The 21,335-nt window shown below is 54.1% G+C and carries 17 protein-coding genes; 10 read left to right on the top strand and 7 right to left on the bottom strand.

Annotation, left to right across the window (positions count from 1 at the left end; all coding sequences use genetic code 11):
• The first annotated feature begins 75 nt into the window (after window positions 1-75).
• From E9531_RS03815 to E9531_RS03790, 6 genes are all read left to right on the top strand, one after another.
• Window positions 76-999, top strand: a complete 924-nt coding sequence (locus tag E9531_RS03815) for an alpha/beta fold hydrolase (RefSeq protein ID WP_136572419.1) — start codon at window positions 76-78, stop codon at window positions 997-999.
• 139 nt (window positions 1,000-1,138) lie between these two features.
• Entirely contained in the window at window positions 1,139-2,539 is a 1,401-nt protein-coding gene (locus E9531_RS03810) for a dihydrolipoyl dehydrogenase (RefSeq protein ID WP_136572418.1), read from the top strand.
• A gap of 130 nt (window positions 2,540-2,669) precedes the next feature.
• Window positions 2,670-2,936, top strand: a complete 267-nt coding sequence (locus tag E9531_RS03805) for a (2Fe-2S)-binding protein (protein ID WP_136572417.1) — start codon at window positions 2,670-2,672, stop codon at window positions 2,934-2,936.
• Between the two features lie 120 nt (window positions 2,937-3,056).
• Window positions 3,057-3,863, top strand: coding sequence for an energy transducer TonB (locus E9531_RS03800; RefSeq protein WP_136572416.1), 807 nt, complete (start codon window positions 3,057-3,059; stop codon window positions 3,861-3,863).
• Window positions 3,864-3,953: 90 nt separating this feature from the next.
• Window positions 3,954-4,670 carry a MotA/TolQ/ExbB proton channel family protein gene (locus E9531_RS03795; protein ID WP_136572415.1) on the top strand — a complete coding sequence of 239 codons (717 nt, stop codon included), beginning with the start codon at window positions 3,954-3,956 and terminating at the stop codon, window positions 4,668-4,670.
• Window positions 4,671-4,676: 6 nt separating this feature from the next.
• Entirely contained in the window at window positions 4,677-5,174 is a 498-nt protein-coding gene (locus tag E9531_RS03790) for an ExbD/TolR family protein (protein WP_136572414.1), read from the top strand.
• 115 nt (window positions 5,175-5,289) lie between these two features.
• Here E9531_RS03790 and E9531_RS03785 read toward each other — a convergent pair whose 3' ends face one another.
• Window positions 5,290-6,360: a quinone-dependent dihydroorotate dehydrogenase gene (locus E9531_RS03785; protein WP_136572413.1), complete on the bottom strand. Its 1,071-nt coding sequence runs from the start codon at window positions 6,358-6,360 to the stop codon at window positions 5,290-5,292.
• 139 nt (window positions 6,361-6,499) lie between these two features.
• Between E9531_RS03785 and rpiA the strand changes: the two genes are divergently transcribed.
• Complete coding sequence (gene rpiA / locus E9531_RS03780; RefSeq protein ID WP_136572412.1) at window positions 6,500-7,174, top strand: ribose-5-phosphate isomerase RpiA; 675 nt, start codon at window positions 6,500-6,502, stop codon at window positions 7,172-7,174.
• Window positions 7,175-7,648: 474 nt separating this feature from the next.
• Window positions 7,649-9,892, top strand: a complete 2,244-nt coding sequence (locus tag E9531_RS03775; protein WP_136572411.1) for a DUF7507 domain-containing protein — start codon at window positions 7,649-7,651, stop codon at window positions 9,890-9,892.
• Window positions 9,893-10,050: 158 nt separating this feature from the next.
• Here E9531_RS03775 and E9531_RS03770 read toward each other — a convergent pair whose 3' ends face one another.
• From E9531_RS03770 to puuE, 3 genes are all read right to left on the bottom strand, one after another.
• Entirely contained in the window at window positions 10,051-11,313 is a 1,263-nt protein-coding gene (locus E9531_RS03770) for a M20 family metallopeptidase (protein WP_136572410.1), read from the bottom strand.
• Window positions 11,314-11,385: 72 nt separating this feature from the next.
• Complete coding sequence (uraD, locus tag E9531_RS03765) at window positions 11,386-13,191, bottom strand: 2-oxo-4-hydroxy-4-carboxy-5-ureidoimidazoline decarboxylase (RefSeq protein ID WP_136572409.1); 1,806 nt, start codon at window positions 13,189-13,191, stop codon at window positions 11,386-11,388.
• Window positions 13,192-13,201: 10 nt separating this feature from the next.
• On the bottom strand, window positions 13,202-14,152 hold the full coding sequence (gene puuE, locus E9531_RS03760) for an allantoinase PuuE (RefSeq protein ID WP_136572408.1): 951 nt from the start codon (window positions 14,150-14,152) through the stop codon (window positions 13,202-13,204).
• 209 nt (window positions 14,153-14,361) lie between these two features.
• Here puuE and uraH point away from each other — a divergent pair, with 209 nt between their 5' ends.
• Window positions 14,362-14,712 (top strand): hydroxyisourate hydrolase, encoded by a 351-nt coding sequence (gene uraH / locus E9531_RS03755; RefSeq protein ID WP_136572407.1) that lies wholly within the window; start codon window positions 14,362-14,364, stop codon window positions 14,710-14,712.
• Window positions 14,713-14,758: 46 nt separating this feature from the next.
• On the opposite strand, the gene hpxO is transcribed toward uraH, so the two are convergent.
• From hpxO to msbA, 3 genes are all read right to left on the bottom strand, one after another.
• Window positions 14,759-15,919, bottom strand: a complete 1,161-nt coding sequence (gene hpxO, locus E9531_RS03750) for an FAD-dependent urate hydroxylase HpxO (protein ID WP_136572406.1) — start codon at window positions 15,917-15,919, stop codon at window positions 14,759-14,761.
• Window positions 15,920-16,189: 270 nt separating this feature from the next.
• A complete protein-coding gene (locus E9531_RS03745) occupies window positions 16,190-17,635 on the bottom strand; it encodes an FAD-binding oxidoreductase (protein ID WP_211343362.1) in 1,446 nt (481 codons plus the stop codon).
• 157 nt (window positions 17,636-17,792) lie between these two features.
• Window positions 17,793-19,610 carry a lipid A export permease/ATP-binding protein MsbA gene (gene msbA, locus E9531_RS03740; RefSeq protein WP_136572405.1) on the bottom strand — a complete coding sequence of 606 codons (1,818 nt, stop codon included), beginning with the start codon at window positions 19,608-19,610 and terminating at the stop codon, window positions 17,793-17,795.
• A gap of 399 nt (window positions 19,611-20,009) precedes the next feature.
• Here msbA and tolB point away from each other — a divergent pair, with 399 nt between their 5' ends.
• Complete coding sequence (gene tolB / locus E9531_RS03735) at window positions 20,010-21,275, top strand: Tol-Pal system beta propeller repeat protein TolB (RefSeq protein WP_244609973.1); 1,266 nt, start codon at window positions 20,010-20,012, stop codon at window positions 21,273-21,275.
• Window positions 21,276-21,335: the final 60 nt, after the last annotated feature.

Here is a 21,335-nt window from a genome sequence, read left to right as displayed (position 1 = left end):
TGTCTGCTTTCGTTTCGCGTGTTCATGGATTGACCAGTATGAGCACCCTAAAACCAATTTCTTGATGCCCCATTTATGTATACGCCATTGATCGCCTCTCGCACAGAAACCATTCCCGTTCGAGGATTGACCTACCACGTTCACCGCTGGGGTCAGAACACCAATGCATCTGCACCGGTTCTGGTCTTGCTGCATGGCTGGGCTGATGTAGGTGCCTCATACCAATTTATCGTGGATGCCTTGGGCGAGTCGTGGGTTGGTGAACGCGCGGTCATCGCCCCAGATTGGAGAGGTTTTGGTGCTACCCAACCACCGTCCCCGGTAGACACCTACTGGTTTGCCGATTATTTCGCAGATTTAGAGGTTTTGCTTGACCACTATGCTGGCGATGGCCACCCCGTTGACATGGTAGGCCACAGTATGGGAGGCAACGTAGCCATGCTGTATGCTGGGATTCGGCCTGAACGGATTCGACGTCTGGTCAACCTAGAAGGGTTTGGTCTGCCCGATGGCAGGCCAGAGCAAGCACCAAAAAAGCTGCGTACCTGGCTGAATGAAACAGCACAGCGACGCAACGGTGAAATCACCATCAAGCCCTATGCCAGTCGCGAAGCTGTCGCACAGCGGCTCATGAAAACCAACCCCCGCCTGTCATTAGACAAAGCCCTCTGGCTCGCAGGCGTTTGGGCCAAGCAAGCGTTGGATGGCCAATGGCATCTTCTGGTCGACCCTGCGCACAAAATTTCCAGTCACACGGTTTATCGTACAGATGAGGCACTCGCCATCTACCGTGAAATCACCGCCCCTGTACTGGCCATTGAAGCTACCGAGTGCAGCCTCACTAGCTTTTGGGGCGGCAGGTACACGCTAGAGCAATACCACCAGCGGCTTGCACAAATACGCCAGCACACCATCAAGACAGTCGATGATGCGGGCCACAACTTGCAACACGACCAACCCGAATTGATCGCCCAATGGATGAAAACATTCTTTGCATGACACCAAGCCATCACTTTGCTCCACTCACAAAATAACCTTGCAGGATATCGTGCCACTGAGCGGATGCTGGCTCACTGGCTGGTTTTGCTGGTACGGTTAGCCGTTGTTGACTTCCCTTGGCTATACAGGCAATCGACGCATGAAAACACTCGACACCGACATCGCCATCATTGGCGTAGGCAGCGCCGGCATGGTGGCCTATAAAGCCGCACGAAAAACCACCGACCGCATTGTGACCATCGAATCAGGCCCGTATGGCACCACTTGCGCCCGCGTAGGCTGCATGCCCAGCAAGCTACTGATTGCCGCAGCCAATGCAGCGCGCGCTACGCGCAACAGTGGTTCTTTGGGAATCCACACAGACAACATCACCATTGATGGTGCGCAAGTGATGCAGCGTGTGCGTGAGGAGCGCGACCGCTTTGCGCAGTTTTCTATCGATGATGTGCTCGCATGGCCGCAGGAAGCACGCTTGCATGGCCAAGCACGCTTCACAGCACCAGGTACGCTATGCATCAATGAGCATACGCAAGTGAACGCCCGCACCGTCATCATTGCAACCGGCTCCTCACCAGTTATCCCAGACGAGCTCAAGCGCGCTCTGGGTGATCGCCTGATCGTCAACGACGACATCTTCGCATGGACCACTTTGCCCCAGTCTGTAGCCGTCATGGGAAGCGGTGTCATAGGCCTCGAATTGGCACATGCCCTGCATGCCTTAGGCGTGCGAGTGCGCTTGTTTAGCCGCAACAGCAAAATCGGCCCGCTGACTGATCCTGAAGTCCTCAGTCAAGCACAAGCCCTCACACAAACCTTATTGCCCACCGCATTCAATAGCCAACTACACCATGCGCGCCTGACTACTGAAGGCGTTGAACTTCAGTACAGCACCCTTGGTGAGAGTGAAAACCACACCGACACGTTTGACTACCTCCTTTGGGCGACAGGCCGCAGTCCGAATCTTGCTGCATTGAACCTAGCTGCCGCAGGTGTCGATATCGATCAGCGTGGTATGCCTCAAGTAGACCCTCTCACACGACAAATCCCCGGTCACCCAATCTTCATGGCTGGTGATGTGCATGGTCAACGCCCACTTCTGCATGAGGCAACAGATGATGGATACGCAGCAGGCCACAACGCTGCAAGCTGGCCAAAGGTGCAAGCCTATCCGCTACGCGCATCCCTTGGCATCGTGTTCAGCCATCCACAAATCACCATGGTTGGGCAAAGCCACCGCGCACTGACCGATGCAGGTACAGCCTTTGCCCGCAGCATTCAACCATTTGCTAATCAAGGTCGCGCCCGTGTGGATGGGCAAAATACTGGGACTTTAGCGTTGTATGCTGAACACAAGACCGGTCGTTTTCTGGGAGCAGAAATGCTGGGCCCTGCTGCAGAACACCTAGGCCACCTGCTGGCTTGGGCCCTTCAGCAAAAGCAAACCGTCGAAGACATGCTGGCCTGCCCGTTCTACCATCCAACCGTTGAAGAAGGCTTGCGATCTGGCCTGCAAAAACTGCGCGCAGAACTGCGTTCCTGAATCTGCCACTACAGCCCAAACCCACGCGGATCCCCTATTTCATCTAGGGATTACGATAATTGTTGCTAATGCGAAAAATTCGCATTTATAATCTGATCCGTATCAACAAGCCAGCCATAAAGGCAAAGCCATGATTGTGTGTGTTTGTCGCCGAGTCTCCGATCGTGAAATCACGCGTCACGCCCACGCAGGCATGAGCTTTGATGACATCCAGTTTGAGTTAGGAGTTGCCACCCAATGCGGACAGTGTGAATGCACTGCACGCTGTTTGGTAGAGCAGTGCCACGCGTCTCAACCCGTGGCCGCCATCGACAACGCCTCTTGTACGGATCAGCCTGCTAATCGAACCGAAAGGCCTTTGGTATGGAACTCCTCGTTTCGCTCGCAGCCAGCTTGATGCTCGTACTTGGCTCCGTTTGGTGGATTTTGCGCAAGTAAGCCACTTTCTTTATCTGTTTTCGTTTTTCCCGCCGCAAACCGTGTTTATGCGCTTTGGCGCGTCGGGTTTGCCCGTGTCATGACTACGTACTCGCTCAAGTCTCCTCCCTCCTCCAGAAATCAGGTTTTTGTCGTCGGAGGCGTTTTGCTGTTGCACACAGCTGCGCTGTGGGGCATCCAGAAAGCCATGATTTCTACGCCGCCCAAGGACATCATTGAGCCAGCCGTCATCATGACCCAGCTCATTGCTGCACCAGCGCCCACGCCAACAGCAGCCCCTGTTGCGGCACCGCCTGCGCCTGAGCCCCCACCTCCGGTGCCTCCGCCCCCTCCTCCACCAGAGCCACCGCCACCGGCCCCCAAGCCACCGCCACCTAAACCGCCCAAACCACAGCCTAAACCTGTGGTCAAGCCCAAACCACCAACAGAGCGCACGCCTGTCGTAGAGGCTCCGCCTCCACCACCGCCTGCGCCACCAGCGCCAGCTACGCCCGCACCACCGGCACCAACTCCGCCGGCCGCAGCGCCTGCGGCTGCCAATTTGACAGGCGCGCAGCAGCAGGCCGGAGCCCCCCAATCGTCTGAAGGGGAGCCCGTGATCGTGCGCGATGAACGTCGCAATGCGGCCACTGCCAACCATGGCATCGTTTACCCACAGCAAAGCTTGCGCTTGCGTGAAGAAGGCGTCGTGCGGGTTCGGGTGCTCATCGGCACCGATGGGCGTGCCAAAGAAGCGGAAGTGGCCAAATCCAGCGGTTCCACGCGCCTTGATCGCGCTGCAGTTGAAGGCGTGCTACGTAATGGCCGTTTCAGCCCCACAACGCGCAACGGTGTCCCCATTGAAGACTGGTATGTACTGCCGGTGAACTTCAAACTGCCTCGATAAATGAGCGGTGCAAAACCAGACTGCACACATTGGTTTTGCCCCTCTTTCCCAACCCATTTTTATTTGCTTTTTCCCTGCTAAGGAGTTTTCATGGAACCCGGATTTGGATTGTTAGGTGCTTGGAACCAAGCCGATGCCGTAGGCCGCACCGTTGCTATTTTGCTATTGCTGATGTCAGTGGCCACATGGGCCGTCATCATCATCAAAGGCATCAGCCTGATTCGCCTCAAAGGCATGGTCAAGCCCTCCAAAGACTTCTGGCATAGCGAAGACCTGGCCACTGGTATCAAAAAACTGGGCAACCAAGGCGATAACCCATTCTTGCTGCTGACACTTGAAGGCCGTGACGCTGTGAACCACCATCGCAACACGCAAGCACATTTGCACGACAGCTTGGATATCAGCGACTGGGTAACCCGCAACCTGCGTTACACCATTGATGGTTTCACAGCACGCTTGCAATCTGGCTTATCCATTTTGGCCACCGTGGGCTCAATTGCTCCATTCGTTGGTTTGTTTGGTACGGTGTGGGGGATCATCCATGCGCTGCTGGCCATTGGCTCCAGCGGCCAAGCCACCATGGACACCGTGGCAGGCCCCATCGGTGAAGCACTGGTGATGACTGCAGCAGGCTTGGCTGTGGCCATTCCTGCCGTGATCGGCTACAACGCGCTGGTGCGTGGCAACAAATCGCTGCTGCTGCATGTCAACGGCTTTGCCCACGACCTGCACGCCTACTATGTGACTGGTGCCCGTGTATCGCACGGCAGTGAAGCAGCTAAAGTGCTGCCCCTCAAGAAAGGCTAAATAGCCATGGCATTTTCCAACCTTGAGCAGGACTCTGACGATGTGATGGGTGAAATCAATATGGTGCCGTTGATCGACATCATGTTGGTGCTGCTGATCATTTTCATCATCACGGTTCCGGTCATCAAACAAGCGATGAACGTCGAGCTGCCGCAGGCGACCACTGCGCCAGAAGATTCAAAGCCAGAAACCATCAGCCTGAGTATTGACCAAGATGGTCAGTTCTACCTGGATACCACCGCAGTCAGTGATGATGAGTTGCGTGATGCTTTGAAGCAAGCTGTTGATGGCGCACCAACACCTGACAAAGAGCCAGCACTGCACATCAGTGGTGACAAAAACGTGCGTTACGACCGCATTGCCCGTGCAATGGCACTGGCCAACGAAACAGGTTTATCCAAAATCGGATTCGTCACCGAACCCGATGGCAATGCAGGCACGGTCGACCCCGCAAGCCAAGGTGCAAACGAAGGCGGCGCTCAACCAGCAGCTAGCGCACCATGAGCATCCCATGCGTTGACTGGCGTTCAGTCAACGCAAACGCTGTAAACACAAAAAGGACTGGAAACACCAGTCCTTTTTTAATTGGAAAATGTCTATTCCTTAACTCAGAACGTTCTTAGCTATTCTGCACCGACACAGAATGTGCCTGAAGCGCTTGGGCTACTTGCGGTACCAAGACAGGTCCACGATAAAGCAAACCGGTAAAAATTTGCACCAAATCAGCTCCTGCCTGAACTTTTTCTAGCGCATCTTCAGCATCCATGATGCCGCCTACCCCAATGATCGGGAAATCAGGGCCTAAGGCAGCCCGCAACTGCCGAATCACTTCTGTGCTGGCTTGGCGTACAGGTGCTCCGCTGACGCCCCCAACCTCTGCGCCATGCTCAAACGCCTCGACAGCAGCATGGTTGATAGTGGTGTTAGTGGCTACTACACCATCGACCTGATGGCGTTGCAACAACTGTGCAATCAAGCCCACCTGCTCTGCATCCAGGTCCGGCGCAATTTTCAAGAACATCGGTTTGTGTGGATGCTCTTTCTTCAACTCTTCGCGGCAATCCACCAGTGTTTGCAGCAAAGCATCCAAAGAAGCATTGGATTGCAGATCGCGCAAATTCTTGGTGTTAGGGGAGCTGATATTGATAGTGACGTAATCGGCATGTGGATACACAGCACGCAGGCATGCCACATAGTCATCGGCTGCACGCTCAATCGGCGTAGCTGCATTCTTGCCAATGTTGAGGCCCAGACGTAAACCATGCTGGGGATGGTTCACATCACCGCGAACGCGCGACTTCTGCACGTTCTTCAAGAACGTATCGAGCCCCTTGTTGTTAAAGCCCATGCGGTTAATCACTGCGCCCGCTTCTCGTATACGAAACATGCGCGGTTTGGAGTTTCCGCTTTGCCCAACAGGCGTCACCGTTCCCACTTCCACGAAGCCAAACCCCATTGCGGCCCAAGCATCAATGCAGCGGGCATTTTTGTCCAGCCCTGCAGCCAACCCTACCCGATTAGGGAACGTCAACCCAGCAATCGTGACTGGGTCAGCCACGGATTTTTGCGCATACAAACGTCGCAATACGGAATGCGACTGGGTTTTTTTCAACCAGTCGAGCGTGAAATCATGGGCCACCTCTGCATCAAGTGCAAAAAGGAAAGGCCGAAACAAAGGGTACAAGTCCATGAAGTGCAAGTGTAAAGGAAGAGATAATGCGCAATGGTGATAATTGCGGCACGCCCGCACTAATTGGCCACAAAGCTTGCCTTCTCTCATTGAGTGACAAGCCAATACGCCGCCTCTTGCACGCATTTGTACACAAACCATGGATCAAGACACCCTCAAAACCCTCGTTGGCCAAGCGGCCTTAGCTTATGTCCAGCCCCATAGTGTTTTAGGGGTTGGAACAGGCTCAACCGTCAACAAATTCATTGAGGCGCTATCGCAGGCAGGCATTCCACTTCAAGGCGCAGTCTCCAGCTCTGAAGCCACTACCCGCTTGCTGCTTCAAGCAGGTATTCCAGTATTGGACAGCAGTGCCGTTCAATCCCTGGACTGGTACATTGATGGGGCCGATGAAATCGACCACCAAGGCTACATGATCAAAGGCGGCGGGGCAGCGCTGACACGCGAAAAAATTGTCGCAGATCTGGCCAAGCAGTTTCTCTGCATTGCCGATGCCAGCAAATTGGTTGACGTACTAGGCCAGTTTCCATTGCCCGTTGAAGTTGTGCCTATGGCCAGCACCACGGTCGTTCGGCGCTTTCATGCATTGGGTGGCCAAGCCACAGTACGCCTAAACAAAGAAGGTCAACCACTGGTCACCGACAATGGCATGCACATCATCGATGTACGCGGCCTGCGTATCACCACCCCACAAGCGATGGAAGATGATGTCAGCGTCTGGCCAGGTGTTGTCACGGTAGGCATTTTTGCGCACCACAAAGCCAGCGTATGCTTATTAGGCAGCCCTGAAGGCGTTCAAACGCTGCGCTTTTAAACGCAGCCCCTCACCGTAGTATTGAAGCGCTTGCTATAATGCGCGCTTGTCTGCGCAGACAAGTCGAATCTCACGCCGACACGTCAGCCATCTGGACGAGAAAAATAAAGATGGCTGTAGGCTTTCGACCTACCGTAAAACGGTGACCGCGTAAGAGTCGCCGTCCACATCTCTAACGGCCCATGAAGTGAATGCATGGGCCGTTTTTTTTATGCTCAGCGTATTTGGGACAGTTCTGAAAATGTGCAGATATACACTGTCCCCCTATCTCACCCCTGTAGTAGTCGAGGCCCAACAGTTAACGCATCATAGTGCAATCGTGATTGCATATGCGTTCAACGAGCGCCCTAATTGAGCACCTTCATGGGTACGAAAGCGCCATGAATTGTTAACTTTGCTGTGCGTTGTGTTGCAACGCAAAATAGTTGATAAATTGCGGGTCCTTGCGAAATTTCCCACCTATAAAACACTGCAATGATCGCTCTCTACACGCAAACAAAGTGGATAAAAAAAGGTGCTGTAACCAGCATCATGGCTGCACTAACTGCCTATTCAGGTCTTGCTTGGTCTGCAAATCTGATTGTGAATAATGGATTTGAAAATAATCCGCCGAATGCTATGGGGAACAACATAGGAGCCTCTATTGCACCATGGGTTATCGGCACAGGGGGCCAATCGAATGTCGTTGCTGTTAATGGGGGGGAAAGCTATGGGAATAACGGCCCTGCGTTAGATGCAGAAGAACAACCCGCAGGGGCTGTGCAGCACTACCTCGACATCAGTGGTGGTAGCAATACGATTTCTCAAACATTTACTGTTCCGACTTGCGGAGCGACTGATCTGACCGAGCGTCTCGTCAATTTCAGTGGATATTTCTCAGTTCGTGACAGCCAATCAACTCGAGGATTTGGCTATATCCGAATCTTGGATAATTCAGTGCAAGACAGCAATGGCAACCCCAAGGAACTTGTAAAAATAGATACCGGCTATATATCACCAACCGATGCGAATGGGGTAAACGTTCCTCCGCGCATTCAAGTATGGAAACCATTTGGGGGCTCAGTCGCTGTGATGCCTGGCCACCAAATAACTTACCAAGCCTATATCACCAACAATCTGAATTTCGATAATGCTTATATGGCTTTTTCGGATTTCGCTTGCCCATCCACAACATTGGCGATGGCAAAACAATGGAATGGTGCCATTAGTGGTCACGTCGCTGAATTGTCTGCAACCCGCGATAATGAAACGATCCAGATTGATCAACTAACAGCTACGGCCGATGGCTCTACAGACCAACTCATCCAAGACAGTACGCCTTTTACCGTATTTGCAGGAGACAAAATACGCATCAGTGAAACGCTGAAAAACATTGGAAGCACTACGTATAGCCAAGCATTCAGTTGTACCGGAGACACTACCACAACCGAGGTGAAGCCGGGAGTTTTCGATGTGGAAATCGGCAGCGTCAGTGTGAATACAGACCCTATCGTTTGCATAATGGTCAACACTAACACTACGCAATCCACTCTCAAATTGACTAAACGATGGGATGGGGCCAACGAAGGGGATACCGCAACCATTACTGCAGTACCACAACAACCAGCAGGAGGAGTGCCGACACCACTGGTTTCGATTGCCACCTCACTCGCCAACGGAGCCACAGGTCAATTGCAATCAGGTGTCGCCACCGTTGTGCCGCAAGGCGCCAGCTTCAACATCGAAGAAGACATCGACAATTCCGCAGCATCGCCTGCTGTTTATGACACTGAGCTTAACTGCACCCGCACGACGCAAAATGGCCAAACAATCACCATCGATCCAGCACCAGGAACTCAAGCTGAATGCACGATGAAAAACACCTTGGCTGCATTAACGGTCCTGAAACAAGCTTCAGCCCCCTCGGATACGAATAGCTCCGGCATAGTGGGTGACGTGGGCGATGAAATCACATACACCTTCACCGTGACCAATTCAGGTCGAGCCGATTTGAATGATGTGCAAATCGAGGACGCCATGCTGCAAAGTGCCCAAGTGGCCATCAGTTGGAATTCACAACTCCCGATAAGCCTAACACCAGGCCAATCTGTAACAGCAACAGCGGTATACACAATCAACAGCGACGATGTGGCAAGTCAATCTGGAAAAATCATTAATCAAGCAACCGCATCAGCAGTCACCAAGGTAAAAAATCGTCGTGTAACTTCTTTGTCCAACGCCACCGAAACACCCGTTCAGGCCGCTCATCCAAAACTGTCTATTGTTAAATCAGCACACGTTTCCGACACGAACAATTCCTCCATTCTTGCCGATGTAGGTGATCAGATTGTCTATAGCGTGACTGTGGCCAACAGCGGTGATACACACTTATACGGCGTAACAATCTCTGACCCACTGGAGGGCCTGTCAAGCTTAGATATTGCATGGCCAAATCAGGCCATACCGGGCACCCTGCCTGTTGGCAGTCAAGCTACGGCTACAGCAACCTATGTCATCCAGCAAAAAGACCTGGCAGCAGGACATGTCTATAACAAGGCAACGGCCAGTGCGAACCCCATAGCCGGTATCCCTGTTGATAGCGTTTCAGATGACACCACAGTTATCACGCAAAAACCCACAGTCATTGCAACACCAGTTCCAACTACCAATACGTGGGCCTTACTGATGCTGGCTAGCGCATTGGGCCTGACTGCCTCACGTGTACGCCGCAAGATTTGAGAATAAGAGAAGGAAGCAGTCAAAATAACTGCAAACCTTCTCAGACATGGATGTGCCGGGGACAAGGCACCCATACAACACAAACCATCGCGATCGGGCTAGTACGGTGCGGCCACCTCCTTATTACGCTCGTTTGCTTTGTGCCTAGAGAACTGTACTCACAGCGACTGACACAGCCAGTCGTAGAGACTCCGCGCCATGACTTTGGTCGCACCTCGTAAATCGTCCAGCAACAGATGCTCATCGGCACGCTTGGCGTTTGACTCCAAGACCGTGCGTGGGCCTGCCCCATAAATTACACCTGGAATGCCGCGCTGCGCATACAAGCGCACATCGGTGTAAAGCGGCGTTCCTTTGGCTGGAATGTCCTGGCCGAAGATGAATTTTCCGTGCGTTTGAATCGCTGTCACCAGTGGAGCATTCGCCGCTAGTGGCTGCATGGATTTTGCCAACAATAAACGCTTGATCTCAACATGCACGCCTGGGCTTGAAATGGCGGCTTGCTCAATCACCCTACGAATTTCTGCCTCGACATGCTGTGGATCCTCCTCCGGGATCATGCGCCGATCAAGCTTGAAGCTGACTTTACCTGGCACCACATTGGTGTTGGTTCCGCCCTCAATCCTGCCTACATTGAGATAAGGATGGCTGATGCCCGGTACATTGGAGGTGATGCACTGGTATTGGTCGTTTTGCGCATACAACGCATTGAGAATTTTCACAGCCGCCTGCAGCGCATCTACACCACTGGCGGGAATGGCTGCATGGGCCATCTTGCCATGCACGGTCACCTCCATTTGCAAGCAACCATTGTGTGCGGTCACCACCTCGTAAGAGAATCCTGCAGCCACCATCATATCGGGCTTAGTCAGGCCTTGCGCCAGCAGCCAACCTGGGCCTAACTCCCCACCAAACTCCTCGTCGTAGGTGAAATGCAATTCGAGTTGCCCTTGCACAGGCTTAGCTACAGCCTCCAAAGCGCGAAGCGCGAAAGTGAAAGTTGAAAAATCGCTTTTGCTTACAGCCGATGCGCGCCCATAGATTTTCCCCTCAACCACATCACCGCCATAGGGCTCATGGCTCCAGCCATCTCCGGGGGGCACAACGTCACCATGGGCATTCAAAGCCAACACGGGATGTGCCTGCCCATCAGCGCCCGCTGTGCCGTAGACACGGCGCACAATCAAATTGGTAATTGATTGCATGCCTTGGGCCTGTACATCACTGGCAGGCACCGCGTACTGGTCTGCGTGCAGGCCCATTTGCGCGAGCAACTCAGCGGTACGCTCGGCGTGGGGCGCATTGTTGCCCGGCGGCGTATCCGTGGGCACTTGAATGAGTTGCTGCAAAAAGGCGACTTGCGCATCGAAATGGGCGTCCACCCATGCATCCAACTGCTGGTAAATGGTTGAGGTTGTCATGGTCGTATTCAGAGATAAGTGTGCTGGGCAAACCCTTGTGTTGCACCGAGCTTCCCGGCAACAACTACAGGGCTATGCTGCTGTGAATGAAGAATTGGCTACTTCGCGCAGCAATGCATCAAAGGCTTCAATAGCCAGCTGCATGTCATCACTGGTCGTGCTTTCCAAGGGGTTATGGCTAATACCCCCATTCTCTCCACGCACGAACAGCATCGCTTGCGGCATGGCCGTGTGCAGCATCATGGCATCGTGGCCTGCACCACTGGGCATCGCGTGTACCGGCAATCCCAGTTGGCTGACTGCTCGCGCCCAGGCAGCTTGCCAAGGCGCAGCACTTGGCGCTGCAGCCGCCCGCATGGTTTCTTCCAACGTATACGTAACCCCACGGGCTGCGGCAATACGCGCCAGCTCTGCCAAGACATCGGCCACTAGCGCATCACGCTGCGCATCATTCGGGGCACGTAAATCAATGGTGAAGAGGCATTGCCCTGGAACAACATTCAGCGAGCCATTGGGCACTTCCAGCACGCCTACTGTGCCCACGGAATCACCGTCTTGCGCAGCGCGCTTTTCGATGAAAAGCAACAACTCGGCCACAGCCACCGCTGCATCATGGCGCTGCCCCATGGGTGTCGTGCCCGCATGGCTGGCCAGCCCCTGCATAGCGCCTGCAAACCGGGCGCTGCCGTTAATGGAGGTCACCACACCTAAAGGTAGATTGCGCTCATAAAGCACCGGCCCTTGTTCAATATGCACCTCCACATAGCCCAAGTATTGAGCCGGGTCACGTCGCAACGTCGCAATAGCTGCGGGGTCCAGGCCCGCGTGCTGCATCGCCGCTTTGAGAGAAATGCCATCGGCATCCTCCAAATCCAGCCACGCTGGCTGAAAGGCCCCGACCAATGCGCTGGAGCCGATAAAAGTAGCTTTGTAGCGCTGCCCCTCTTCTTCGGAAAAGGCCACAACTTCCAAATGGTAGGGCAAGCGCTTGCCCGCTTGGGCCAATTGCGCCACCCATGTCAGCGGCACATAAATGCCCAATCGGCCATCGTATTTTCCACCGTTGCGCACGGTGTCGTAGTGCGAGCCTGTCAACAAGGTTTTGGCCCCCTCCACATCACTAAGGTAGCGTCCCACGACATTCCCCACAGCATCGATGTGAACCTCATCGAAACCGCCTTCTCGCATGGATTGCGCAATATGTTGTGCGCAGGCACGATGCGCATCGGTCAAGTACGTCACGGTCAATTGGCCAGTGCCTTCATAACCCGCATCGGTCCATTTGGCAAGCGCCTCCAAACCATCCCAACAGGCATTGCCTAGGGTAGGCTGCACTCCAAATTTGTCGTTCAGGCGAAGCTGCGCAATGCGGTGGATATTGCGCAGCGCTTCAGCGCGCTCGTAATCAACAGGGTGGCGCAACCTGCGCTGCAGCGTCTCAATGATGGTGCGCTTGCTCAATCCTGTGCCGCGCGGGCCACGCACTGCCAGCACAAAGGGAAAGCCAAATTTTTGCGCGTAGGCGGTATTGAGCTGTTGAATCAGAGCAAACTCAGCTGGCGTGCAATGGGTCAATCCTGCTTTACTTTGCTCATGGGTTGATTCGGCCGTCAGGCTTTGATCCACCATGGCCTTACCGGCCAATTCAGGATGGGCGCGAATCAAGGCCAGCTGTGCCTCAACACCACTGCGCTGCACCACATCAACCATCGCCAACTGAAGCTGCGCCAGAGAGCGAAATGGCCGCACAGCCAAGGCTTGCGCCCCGACCCAAGGCGAATGCTCGTAAATGCCATCGAGCATGCCAATTGCATCGACTGTGCTGGCTGTGTTTAAGCCTAGCAGTGTTGCTCGCTCTACCCCAGAAGAATCGGTCATGGTCAGCCTCTCACGCAGTCTCAGATTGATACGGATGCACTTGCTTCCAATGGCGAGCAATGTCGATACGACGGCACACCCAAACACGGTCATGCTTGGCGATATGGTCCATAAAACGTTGCAACGCCACTATCCGGCCCGGTCGCCCCAATAAGCGACAGTGCATACCCACACTCATCATGCGTGGAGTCTCGGCCCCTTCAGCGTACAAAACATCAAAACTGTCACGCAGATACACATAAAAGTCCTCTGCTTGGGAAAAACCTTGCGGCAGGCAAAACCGCATATCGTTGGTATCGAGCGTGTAGGGCACCACCAAGTGCGGCACCACCTGCCCATCAGTACGCGCCACGCGCATCCAAAATGGCAGGTCATCGCCGTAATAATCACTGTCGTACTCCAGCCCGCCATCGTCCACCAGAATGCGGCGGGTGTTGGGACTATCACGCCCGGTGTACCAACCTTGAGGGCGTTGCCCAGTAAGCTGCTCAATCGCTTGCATGCCCAACCTGAAGTGCGTACGCTCGGTATCTTCATCCATTTTTTGGTAGTGAATCCAGCGCCAACCGTGGCAGGCTATTTCATGGCCTAGCGCCACGAAAGCCTGCGTCAGTTCTGGGTGCCGCTGCAAGGCCATGCCTACGCCAAACACTGTCAGCGGCCAGCCACGCTTTTCAAACTCTTTCAAAATCCGCCATACCCCGACACGCGAACCATATTCATACACCCCTTCCATGCTCAGATGGCGAGCGGGGTACGATTCGGGGTTGAACATCTCGGAGAGGAACTGCTCACTTCCTTGATCGCCATGCAAAACATGGTTCTCACCGCCCTCTTCATAATTGAGGACAAACTGCACTGCCACACGCGCCTGACTAGGCCACTGGGCGTGCACGGGCGTGGCCCCATAGCCAACCATGTCACGAGGGTAGACAGCGGTGCTGTCATAGCTGCGGCTCATAGAACAATCCTTCCTTCAACTGCACGGCACTTATTCGGCATTCATCATGATGATGGACGCAAAATTGTATACATTCAAACTATATTTTGTAGACATGCAATTGCCGTGCCTAACCGTCAAACCACGCGAAATGGCTGCCTTGTGGCACGATTACTGCTCCACCGTGACCATCAATACGACCACTTGATTGAAGATTGGAGAAGACCTCAATGGGGCTGAGCACACACGTACTTGACACCGCAAACGGCAAACCTGCAGCAGGCATGACCGTCTCGCTGTATGCCATCCATGGCCAAGAAGCCACTTGCCTGAGCAAGCATGTACTCAATAACGATGGGCGAACCAACACGCCACTGTTTAGCGATGGCGCATTACAGGCGGGTACGTACCGACTGGCGTTTGAAGTGGCGGCTTACTTCAAGGCGCAAAGTACACCACAAAACGACCCACCATTTCTCAATGTGGTGCTCCTAGACTTTGGCGTGGCTGACCCCACACAGCATTACCATGTGCCATTGCTGGTCAGCCCTTGGGCGTATTCCACGTACCGTGGCTCCTGAAATCGTCTTTTAATCAGATGGCAGCATCCATGCGTATAGCGCACCATCAAGCATCCAAAGGATTGCCTTCAATATTGGCCACAATCCCGCGGATGATGTTGCTGCCATCCTCGGTCCACAACCCGTCGTACCAAGCCTGAGTCACGGCCGCGTCCTTGGCATGGGTGACATCGCAGCGCTTGCGTGCCCGCAACACCAAATCAGCCGTGCGTTGGTTGCGCCGGTTCTGGTAACGCACCAACGCATCCTCCACCCCCAAAGTATTGGTTTGCAACGCAGTGGCCAGCACAATGGCATCTTCCATGGCTTGGCAGCCGCCTTGACCAATGTCAGGTGTCGTGCTGTGCCCTGCATCACCCAATAAAGCCACACGTCCCTTGGTCCAGGTCATGAACGGCTCAATGTCATGGATCTCCACACGGTTCGTCGTTTCTGGATCAATCCGGTCAATCAAGGTCTGTACAGGCGTGGCCCACCCTTCAAAATAGGAGCGCAGCAACCGTTGGTATTCGCTGCGCACATTGGCGAGCCCCTTAGGCAAAGGCACATCAAAAAAGAAATAAAAACGCCCACCAGCGATTGGCATGACAGACACGCGCTTGCCCTGCCCTACAAAAGTGGTCCACTGCTGCGCTGGGGCAATGTCTTGGGCAATGTCTACCAAACCATTCCAATTGACATAGCCTGCATAACGCCGCTCGGGCTGCTGCCCCAAGATATAGCCGCGCACTGTAGAGTGGGTTCCATCGGCTCCAATCAATACATCTGCGGTGTCGCTGTGGCCATCGGCAAAATGCGCGGTCACCTGGTGCCCGTCATCGGTCACATCAGTCAGGGCCATCCCCAAGTGAACAGCACCAGCACCAAATTGCTCTAGCAGCATCTGCTGCAAAGCTGCACGCGAGACGGGATACGGCCGTTGACCGACCGATTCCACCAACGGCTGCAAGCTGAATTCGGTCATCGTTTTACCGCTGAGGCCATCGACATAGGCCATCGAATCCATTTGCCCACCCAGGGCTGCCACTTGCGCATGCAAACCCAAATAATTCAAACACTTGACGCCATTGGACCAAAGCGAAATAGCCGCCCCAACGGGTTTGATCTCCGTCACCTTTTCATAGACGGTTACCTCATGCCCCAACCGTTTGAGTGCAAGCCCCGCACTCAAACCGCCCATACCCGCTCCAATGATGATGACTTTCACCTGCGCTCCTCGATTCGTTAAACCACCATGCTCGAACGTGCAACCAATATATGCACTGCAAACATGCACCTGATGCAGACAATGCACTCAGGCCAGAGCCAATCTGTATACAAAAAGCGCGCCAAGTTTTTATACCTGCGAGAAATGATGCAGGCAAAAAAACACCCCAAAAAAGGGCAAGACAAGCCCCCATTGCACCAACTTGGCGCAATGGGGCGACTTCAAACGAAGAAGGGTTTTCTGGGTAGGAACGCAGCGCGAGGCAAAGGCTCACGCATCAGGCAGCAAGGCGTGTGGATTCAGCAAGTTCAGAGGATCCAATGCGGCCTTGATGGCGCGCATCATGCCCAGGGCAACCGGCTCTTTATAGTGCGCTAAATCGTGGCGTTTGAGACGCCCAACACCGTGCTCAGCAGAGAATGAGCCACCAAAAGAGGCGACCACATCGTAAATGGCGTGCTCTGCAGTTTGCTGGCAGGTGTCAACAAATGCCCGTGGATTCTCTCCTTCTGGAGCTTGCACGTTGAAATGCAGGTTGCCATCACCCAGATGACCAAAATTGATCACCCGCGCGCCAGGTAAGGCCTTGGCCAGTGCTTCCTTGGCCTGACGCACAAAAGCCGGAATGCTCGACGATGGCACTGAAATATCGTGCTTGAGGTGCAAACCCTCAGCAGCCTGCGCCAACGTGATGTGCTCACGAATATCCCACATTTTTTGCGCTTGATCGAGGTTTTGCGCCACAGCACCATCGGTCAACAAGCCTGCCTCGAAAGCCGCCTCCAGCAAGATCTCCAAACGCACACGGGCACGGTCTTCGCTCTCATCGTCAGAGTACTCGAGCAACACAAAGGCATTACCAACAGTCACATCAATCGGCATGCGCATATGTGGCATGTGTTTCTCTACCAATTTGAGTGCGTCTTGCTCCATCGTCTCAAAACCCGTCAACCCCGATGCCAAGTGCTTTTGCGCCAAACTGAGCAACTCCACAGCATGATCAAGCGTATCCACCGCCAACCACGCACACGTCGTTGCCGCGGGCTGCGGATACAACTTCATGGTCGCTGCGGTGATGATGCCAAGCGTCCCCTCGCTGCCAATCATCAAATGGCGTAGGTCGTATCCAGTGTTGTTCTTGCGCAAGCCAGACAGGCCATTCCATATCTCGCCCTTGGCGGTCACCACCTCCAGGCCCAAGCACAAGTCACGCGTATTGCCATAACGCACCACCTGCGTGCCGCCAGCGTTGGTTGCCAAATTGCCGCCTATCACGCAACTGCCCTCTGCCGCCAGACTCAGAGGAAACAGCAATCCCTCGGCCGCTGCAATGGTTTGCAGGTTTTGCAAAATACATCCTGCATCCACCGTGATAGAGAGATTTTGCTTATCCAACGCACGTACCGCTTGCATGCGCTTGAGGCTAAGCACCACTTGCAGGCCCGAATCATCTGGCGTCCCCCCCAAAACCAACCCTGTGTTGCCCCCTTGAGGAACAATAGAAACATTCAGGCCAGACTCTTTAGCTGCCACGCAGGCCTGCACCACTGCCGCGACCTCAGCCGTATTGGCAGGACTTACCACAGCCAGCGCTTTGCCTTTGGCCAATTGGCGCCAGTCTTCTTCCCATGCGGACAAATCCCCCTGTGCACGGGCATGGTCTGCACCAATCAAGGCCTGGAGTTGAAGTACAAGTTGGTCTGCGGTGATTGTCATAGGGCGTATCCATCAAAGAGCAAAAATGAGCGCCGGTATTATCGCGCTTCATTTCCGAAGCACGCAGCAATTGAGCAACATGTTCTGCTCTATGCCTGCAGGGCCAGAGAAATCGCATAACCAGTGCAACAAATACCCTTGCTTTGCAGCCCCAACCTCACTCTTCAGCGGGTTTGGGAGCTGACTCTGGCGCGGCATGGTGCAAACGGGCATACAAACCATCTGCAGCCAGCAAACTGGCATGTGTTCCCTGCTCCACGATATGGCCCCGCTCCATCACCAACACGCTGTCAGCATGTTCGATGGTGCTCAAACGGTGTGCAATCACCAAAGTCGTGCGGCCATGCATCAAACGCTGCAATGCCTCTTGCACCAACCGCTCGGATTGGGTGTCCAACGCAGAGGTCGCCTCATCAAGGATCAGAATCGGCGCATCTTTATACAAAGCCCTTGCAATCGCCAAACGCTGGCGCTGTCCACCAGAGAGCTGAGAGGCGTTATGCCCTACGACGGTATGGATGCCATTGGGCAAACTGGCCACCAAATCGCCAAGGTTAGCGGCCTCCAAGCAGGACTGAACACGCGCAGCATCGGGCGAAGTGCCTAACGCCACGTTCTCTGCCAAACTGACATTGAGCATGACGACATCCTGACTGACCATTGCAAACTGGTTGCGCAAGCTTTGGATATCCCATTGTTCGATAGCCTGTCCGTCCAAAAGAACTTGCCCGGAACTGGATTCGAGAAAACGCGGCAGCAGATTCACCAATGTCGTCTTACCGGCACCCGAAGGCCCCACCAAAGCCACCGTCTGTCCAGCTTGTATCTTGAGACTAAGGCCGCTCAACGCAGGCACGGCCTGGCCTTCAAACTGCACGGTGACGTCCTGCAGTTGAATCTCACCGCGCGCCCGAGCAAGGTGGAAACTGCCCCCCTTTTCTTCACCTAAAGAGTCGAGCAACGTTAACCCACGCTCCAGCGCAGCCACACCGCGCGTCAAAGGATTGGCCACATCTGTCAGGCGGCGCATGGGGGAGACCAGGCCCAACATCGCCAGCGCAAATTGCATAAAAGCCCCCACCGTCAGCGGATCTTGCGTACGGCTTTGCCACATGGCCAGGCACACGATGACTGAAATGGCACCAGCTGCCAACACCTGAGTGATTGGCGTCATGGCGGCCGAGGCAATTGTGCTGCGGATGGCCAACCCTTCCAGTCGTCGGCTCAACCCATTGAAACGATCGACCTGCTGGTTTTGTGCCGCGTGCAAACGCACCATGCGGTTAGCCAGTGAATTCTCTTCCACCACATAAGCGAGCTCATCGGTAGCGTTCTGGCTGAGTTTGGTGACGTTGTAGAGCCGTTTAGAAAGCACCCGCATGACATAAGCAATCACCGGCACCATCAAAAACACCAGCAAGGTCAATTGCCAGTTCAAGTAGAGCAAAAACACAATCAATGCGACCAGACTGAAGCCATCTCGCGAAAGAATCAGTGCCGCTTGCACCAAGTTGAGTGAGCCGTTCTGGGTCTCATACACCACGGTATTGGCCAACTTGCTGGCCGAATTGTTTTGATAAACACGGATATCAGCCCGCATCAACCGCTCAAACAACATGGTGCGAATCAAGTACATGCCATGATTGGAAATCCGCGCCAATGAATATTGATTAACAAATTGCGCCATACCACGCACGACAAAAATACCAATCAACGCAGCAGGGATCATCCACAGCGGCATGGTCTGATTGGTAAAACCATCATCGACGATGTAGCGAATGGCGGTGGCCATCATCACCTCTGTGCTACCAATCACCATCGAGGCCAACAACATCAAGAGCCAAGCCCACCGGTGTGTACCGAAATAGGGAATAAGCCGCTTCAAACGCGCCACCAAAGAACCTGATGCTGCAGACTTGGAGGGCTCATCAGGCTGAGACGTTGAAGAGGGGATTGGTGGAGTCGCTTGGGTCATGCGGCATGATTTTACGGTGCCCACGGAACTGCCATGCCTCAAAACGCTCTCACTCACTTTCAGTGAGACCTTTCAATGTTATTGCCTGTAATTTCGATCAAAAAAAGCAAAAGCATTCGGAATCAGTTAGAAAAAAAGTCACAGTAATGCACAGCAAATGAAAAATATTCTTGGTGTGCAGCAAGGGTTTACTTTCCTCTGCATCCTTTGGGGCACAATCTGATCCGTTCAATAAAGCGGGATCAATGTGGTCGTTCATACCGCATTGAAAGGTTGTACTGTTTAGACATTTCCGCCATACATGGGCATCGGCCTATGTTGCAGTCAACAAGAGTGGGAAAAGGCATGAAAAAACACGGCTATCTGTGGAATCAACTCAATATGGGCGGCATCACAGCCATGACAACTCGCCGCAGCGCAGTCACCGCGCTTTTGGCCGCAGGCGCTGCACCACAGCTTTTTGCGCAAAGCCCCCGTATTGATATCGGTGGGCGCGACTTCCAGTACCCCATTGCAATTGCCACTTTCCGCGGGGAAGACCAATCACCACAAAAAATCTCCGCCATTGTGCGTGCCGACCTAGAGCGCAGTGGGTTTTTTCGCAATATCGACACCTCCGGTGTTGCGCTGGATGAATTGGCCCGCCCAGACATGAATGCTTGGCGTCAACGTACCGCGAGTTGGCTTAGTGCAGGCAGCGTCACACGCCAAGGAGACGGCCGTTTTGACATTCGTTTTCGCTTGTGGGACGTCGCACGTGGTGAAGATTTTGGTGGCCAAAGCTATTTGGTGCCGGCCGCGGACCTGCGTTTGGCCGCCCACCGCATTGCCGACTTCATTTATGAAAAAGTGATGGGGCAGCCTGGCATTTTCTCAACCCGCATTGCCTACGTCGCCAAAGCGGCACGCTACTCACTCTGGGTCGCTGATTCTGATGGCGAAAACGCCCAAGCCGCACTGACCAGCTCAGAACCGATCATCTCGCCCGCCTGGTCACCTGATGGCAAACAACTGGCCTACGTGTCCTTTGAATCTCGCAAGCCAGTGGTCTACGTGCACGATGTAGCCAGCGGACAACGACGTTTGCTGGCCAATTTCCGGGGCTCCAATAGCGCGCCCACATGGTCGCCTGACGGCAGACGTTTGGCTGTCACCCTAACCCGCGATGGTGGCTCACAGCTCTACACCATTGGTGCCGGTGGCGGTGAAGCCACCCGCATCATGCAAAGCTCAGGAATCGACACGGAGCCCGACTACTCCTCCGATGGGCAATTTATCTATTTTGTGAGTGACCGAGGTGGTTCACCGCAGATTTACCGTGTTGGCGCCAATGGTGGAGCCGCACAACGCGTAACTTTTGCAGGGAACTACAACATCTCTCCCTCCATCAGCCCAGATGGGGCCTACTTGGCCTACATCTCACGCACCGGCGGCTATCGCCTGCATGTCATGGAGCTGGCCAGTGGCAACGTCACGCCGCTGACCGACACCTCCGCTGATGAAAGTCCAAGTTTCGCTCCCAACAGTCAACAGTTACTGTATGCAACACGTTTAGGGGGGACAAGTGCGCTCATGACCACTACTGTCGATGGTCGCGTCAAAGTGCGCTTGGCAGCCCAAGGGGGCGAAATCCGTGAGCCGGCATGGGGCCCGTTGCTGCGATAAGTCAGCACAAAGCCATGCCGCTGGCGGTTGGTAGTTGATATTGTGTTAGTAACGTTGTCA

This window comes from Lampropedia puyangensis, from assembly GCF_004833285.1.
Taxonomy (GTDB): Bacteria; Pseudomonadota; Gammaproteobacteria; order Burkholderiales; family Burkholderiaceae_C; genus Lampropedia; species Lampropedia puyangensis.
This window is presented reverse-complemented; position numbering and strand designations above follow the sequence as displayed.

Coding starts and splice junctions, on each gene's coding strand:
- E9531_RS03805 (WP_136572417.1), top strand. CDS start 2,670: ATGATTGTGTGTGTTTGTCGCCGAGTCTCCGATCGTGAAATCACGCGT.
- E9531_RS03785 (WP_136572413.1), bottom strand. CDS start 6,360: ATGGACTTGTACCCTTTGTTTCGGCCTTTCCTTTTTGCACTTGATGCA.
- msbA (WP_136572405.1), bottom strand. CDS start 19,610: ATGACCCAAGCGACTCCACCAATCCCCTCTTCAACGTCTCAGCCTGAT.
- E9531_RS03790 (WP_136572414.1), top strand. CDS start 4,677: ATGGCATTTTCCAACCTTGAGCAGGACTCTGACGATGTGATGGGTGAA.
- E9531_RS03800 (WP_136572416.1), top strand. CDS start 3,057: ATGACTACGTACTCGCTCAAGTCTCCTCCCTCCTCCAGAAATCAGGTT.
- E9531_RS03795 (WP_136572415.1), top strand. CDS start 3,954: ATGGAACCCGGATTTGGATTGTTAGGTGCTTGGAACCAAGCCGATGCC.
- tolB (WP_244609973.1), top strand. CDS start 20,010: ATGACAACTCGCCGCAGCGCAGTCACCGCGCTTTTGGCCGCAGGCGCT.
- E9531_RS03815 (WP_136572419.1), top strand. CDS start 76: ATGTATACGCCATTGATCGCCTCTCGCACAGAAACCATTCCCGTTCGA.
- E9531_RS03745 (WP_211343362.1), bottom strand. CDS start 17,635: ATGACAATCACCGCAGACCAACTTGTACTTCAACTCCAGGCCTTGATT.
- puuE (WP_136572408.1), bottom strand. CDS start 14,152: ATGAGCCGCAGCTATGACAGCACCGCTGTCTACCCTCGTGACATGGTT.
- E9531_RS03775 (WP_136572411.1), top strand. CDS start 7,649: ATGATCGCTCTCTACACGCAAACAAAGTGGATAAAAAAAGGTGCTGTA.
- uraH (WP_136572407.1), top strand. CDS start 14,362: ATGGGGCTGAGCACACACGTACTTGACACCGCAAACGGCAAACCTGCA.
- uraD (WP_136572409.1), bottom strand. CDS start 13,191: ATGACCGATTCTTCTGGGGTAGAGCGAGCAACACTGCTAGGCTTAAAC.
- E9531_RS03810 (WP_136572418.1), top strand. CDS start 1,139: ATGAAAACACTCGACACCGACATCGCCATCATTGGCGTAGGCAGCGCC.
- rpiA (WP_136572412.1), top strand. CDS start 6,500: ATGGATCAAGACACCCTCAAAACCCTCGTTGGCCAAGCGGCCTTAGCT.
- E9531_RS03770 (WP_136572410.1), bottom strand. CDS start 11,313: ATGACAACCTCAACCATTTACCAGCAGTTGGATGCATGGGTGGACGCC.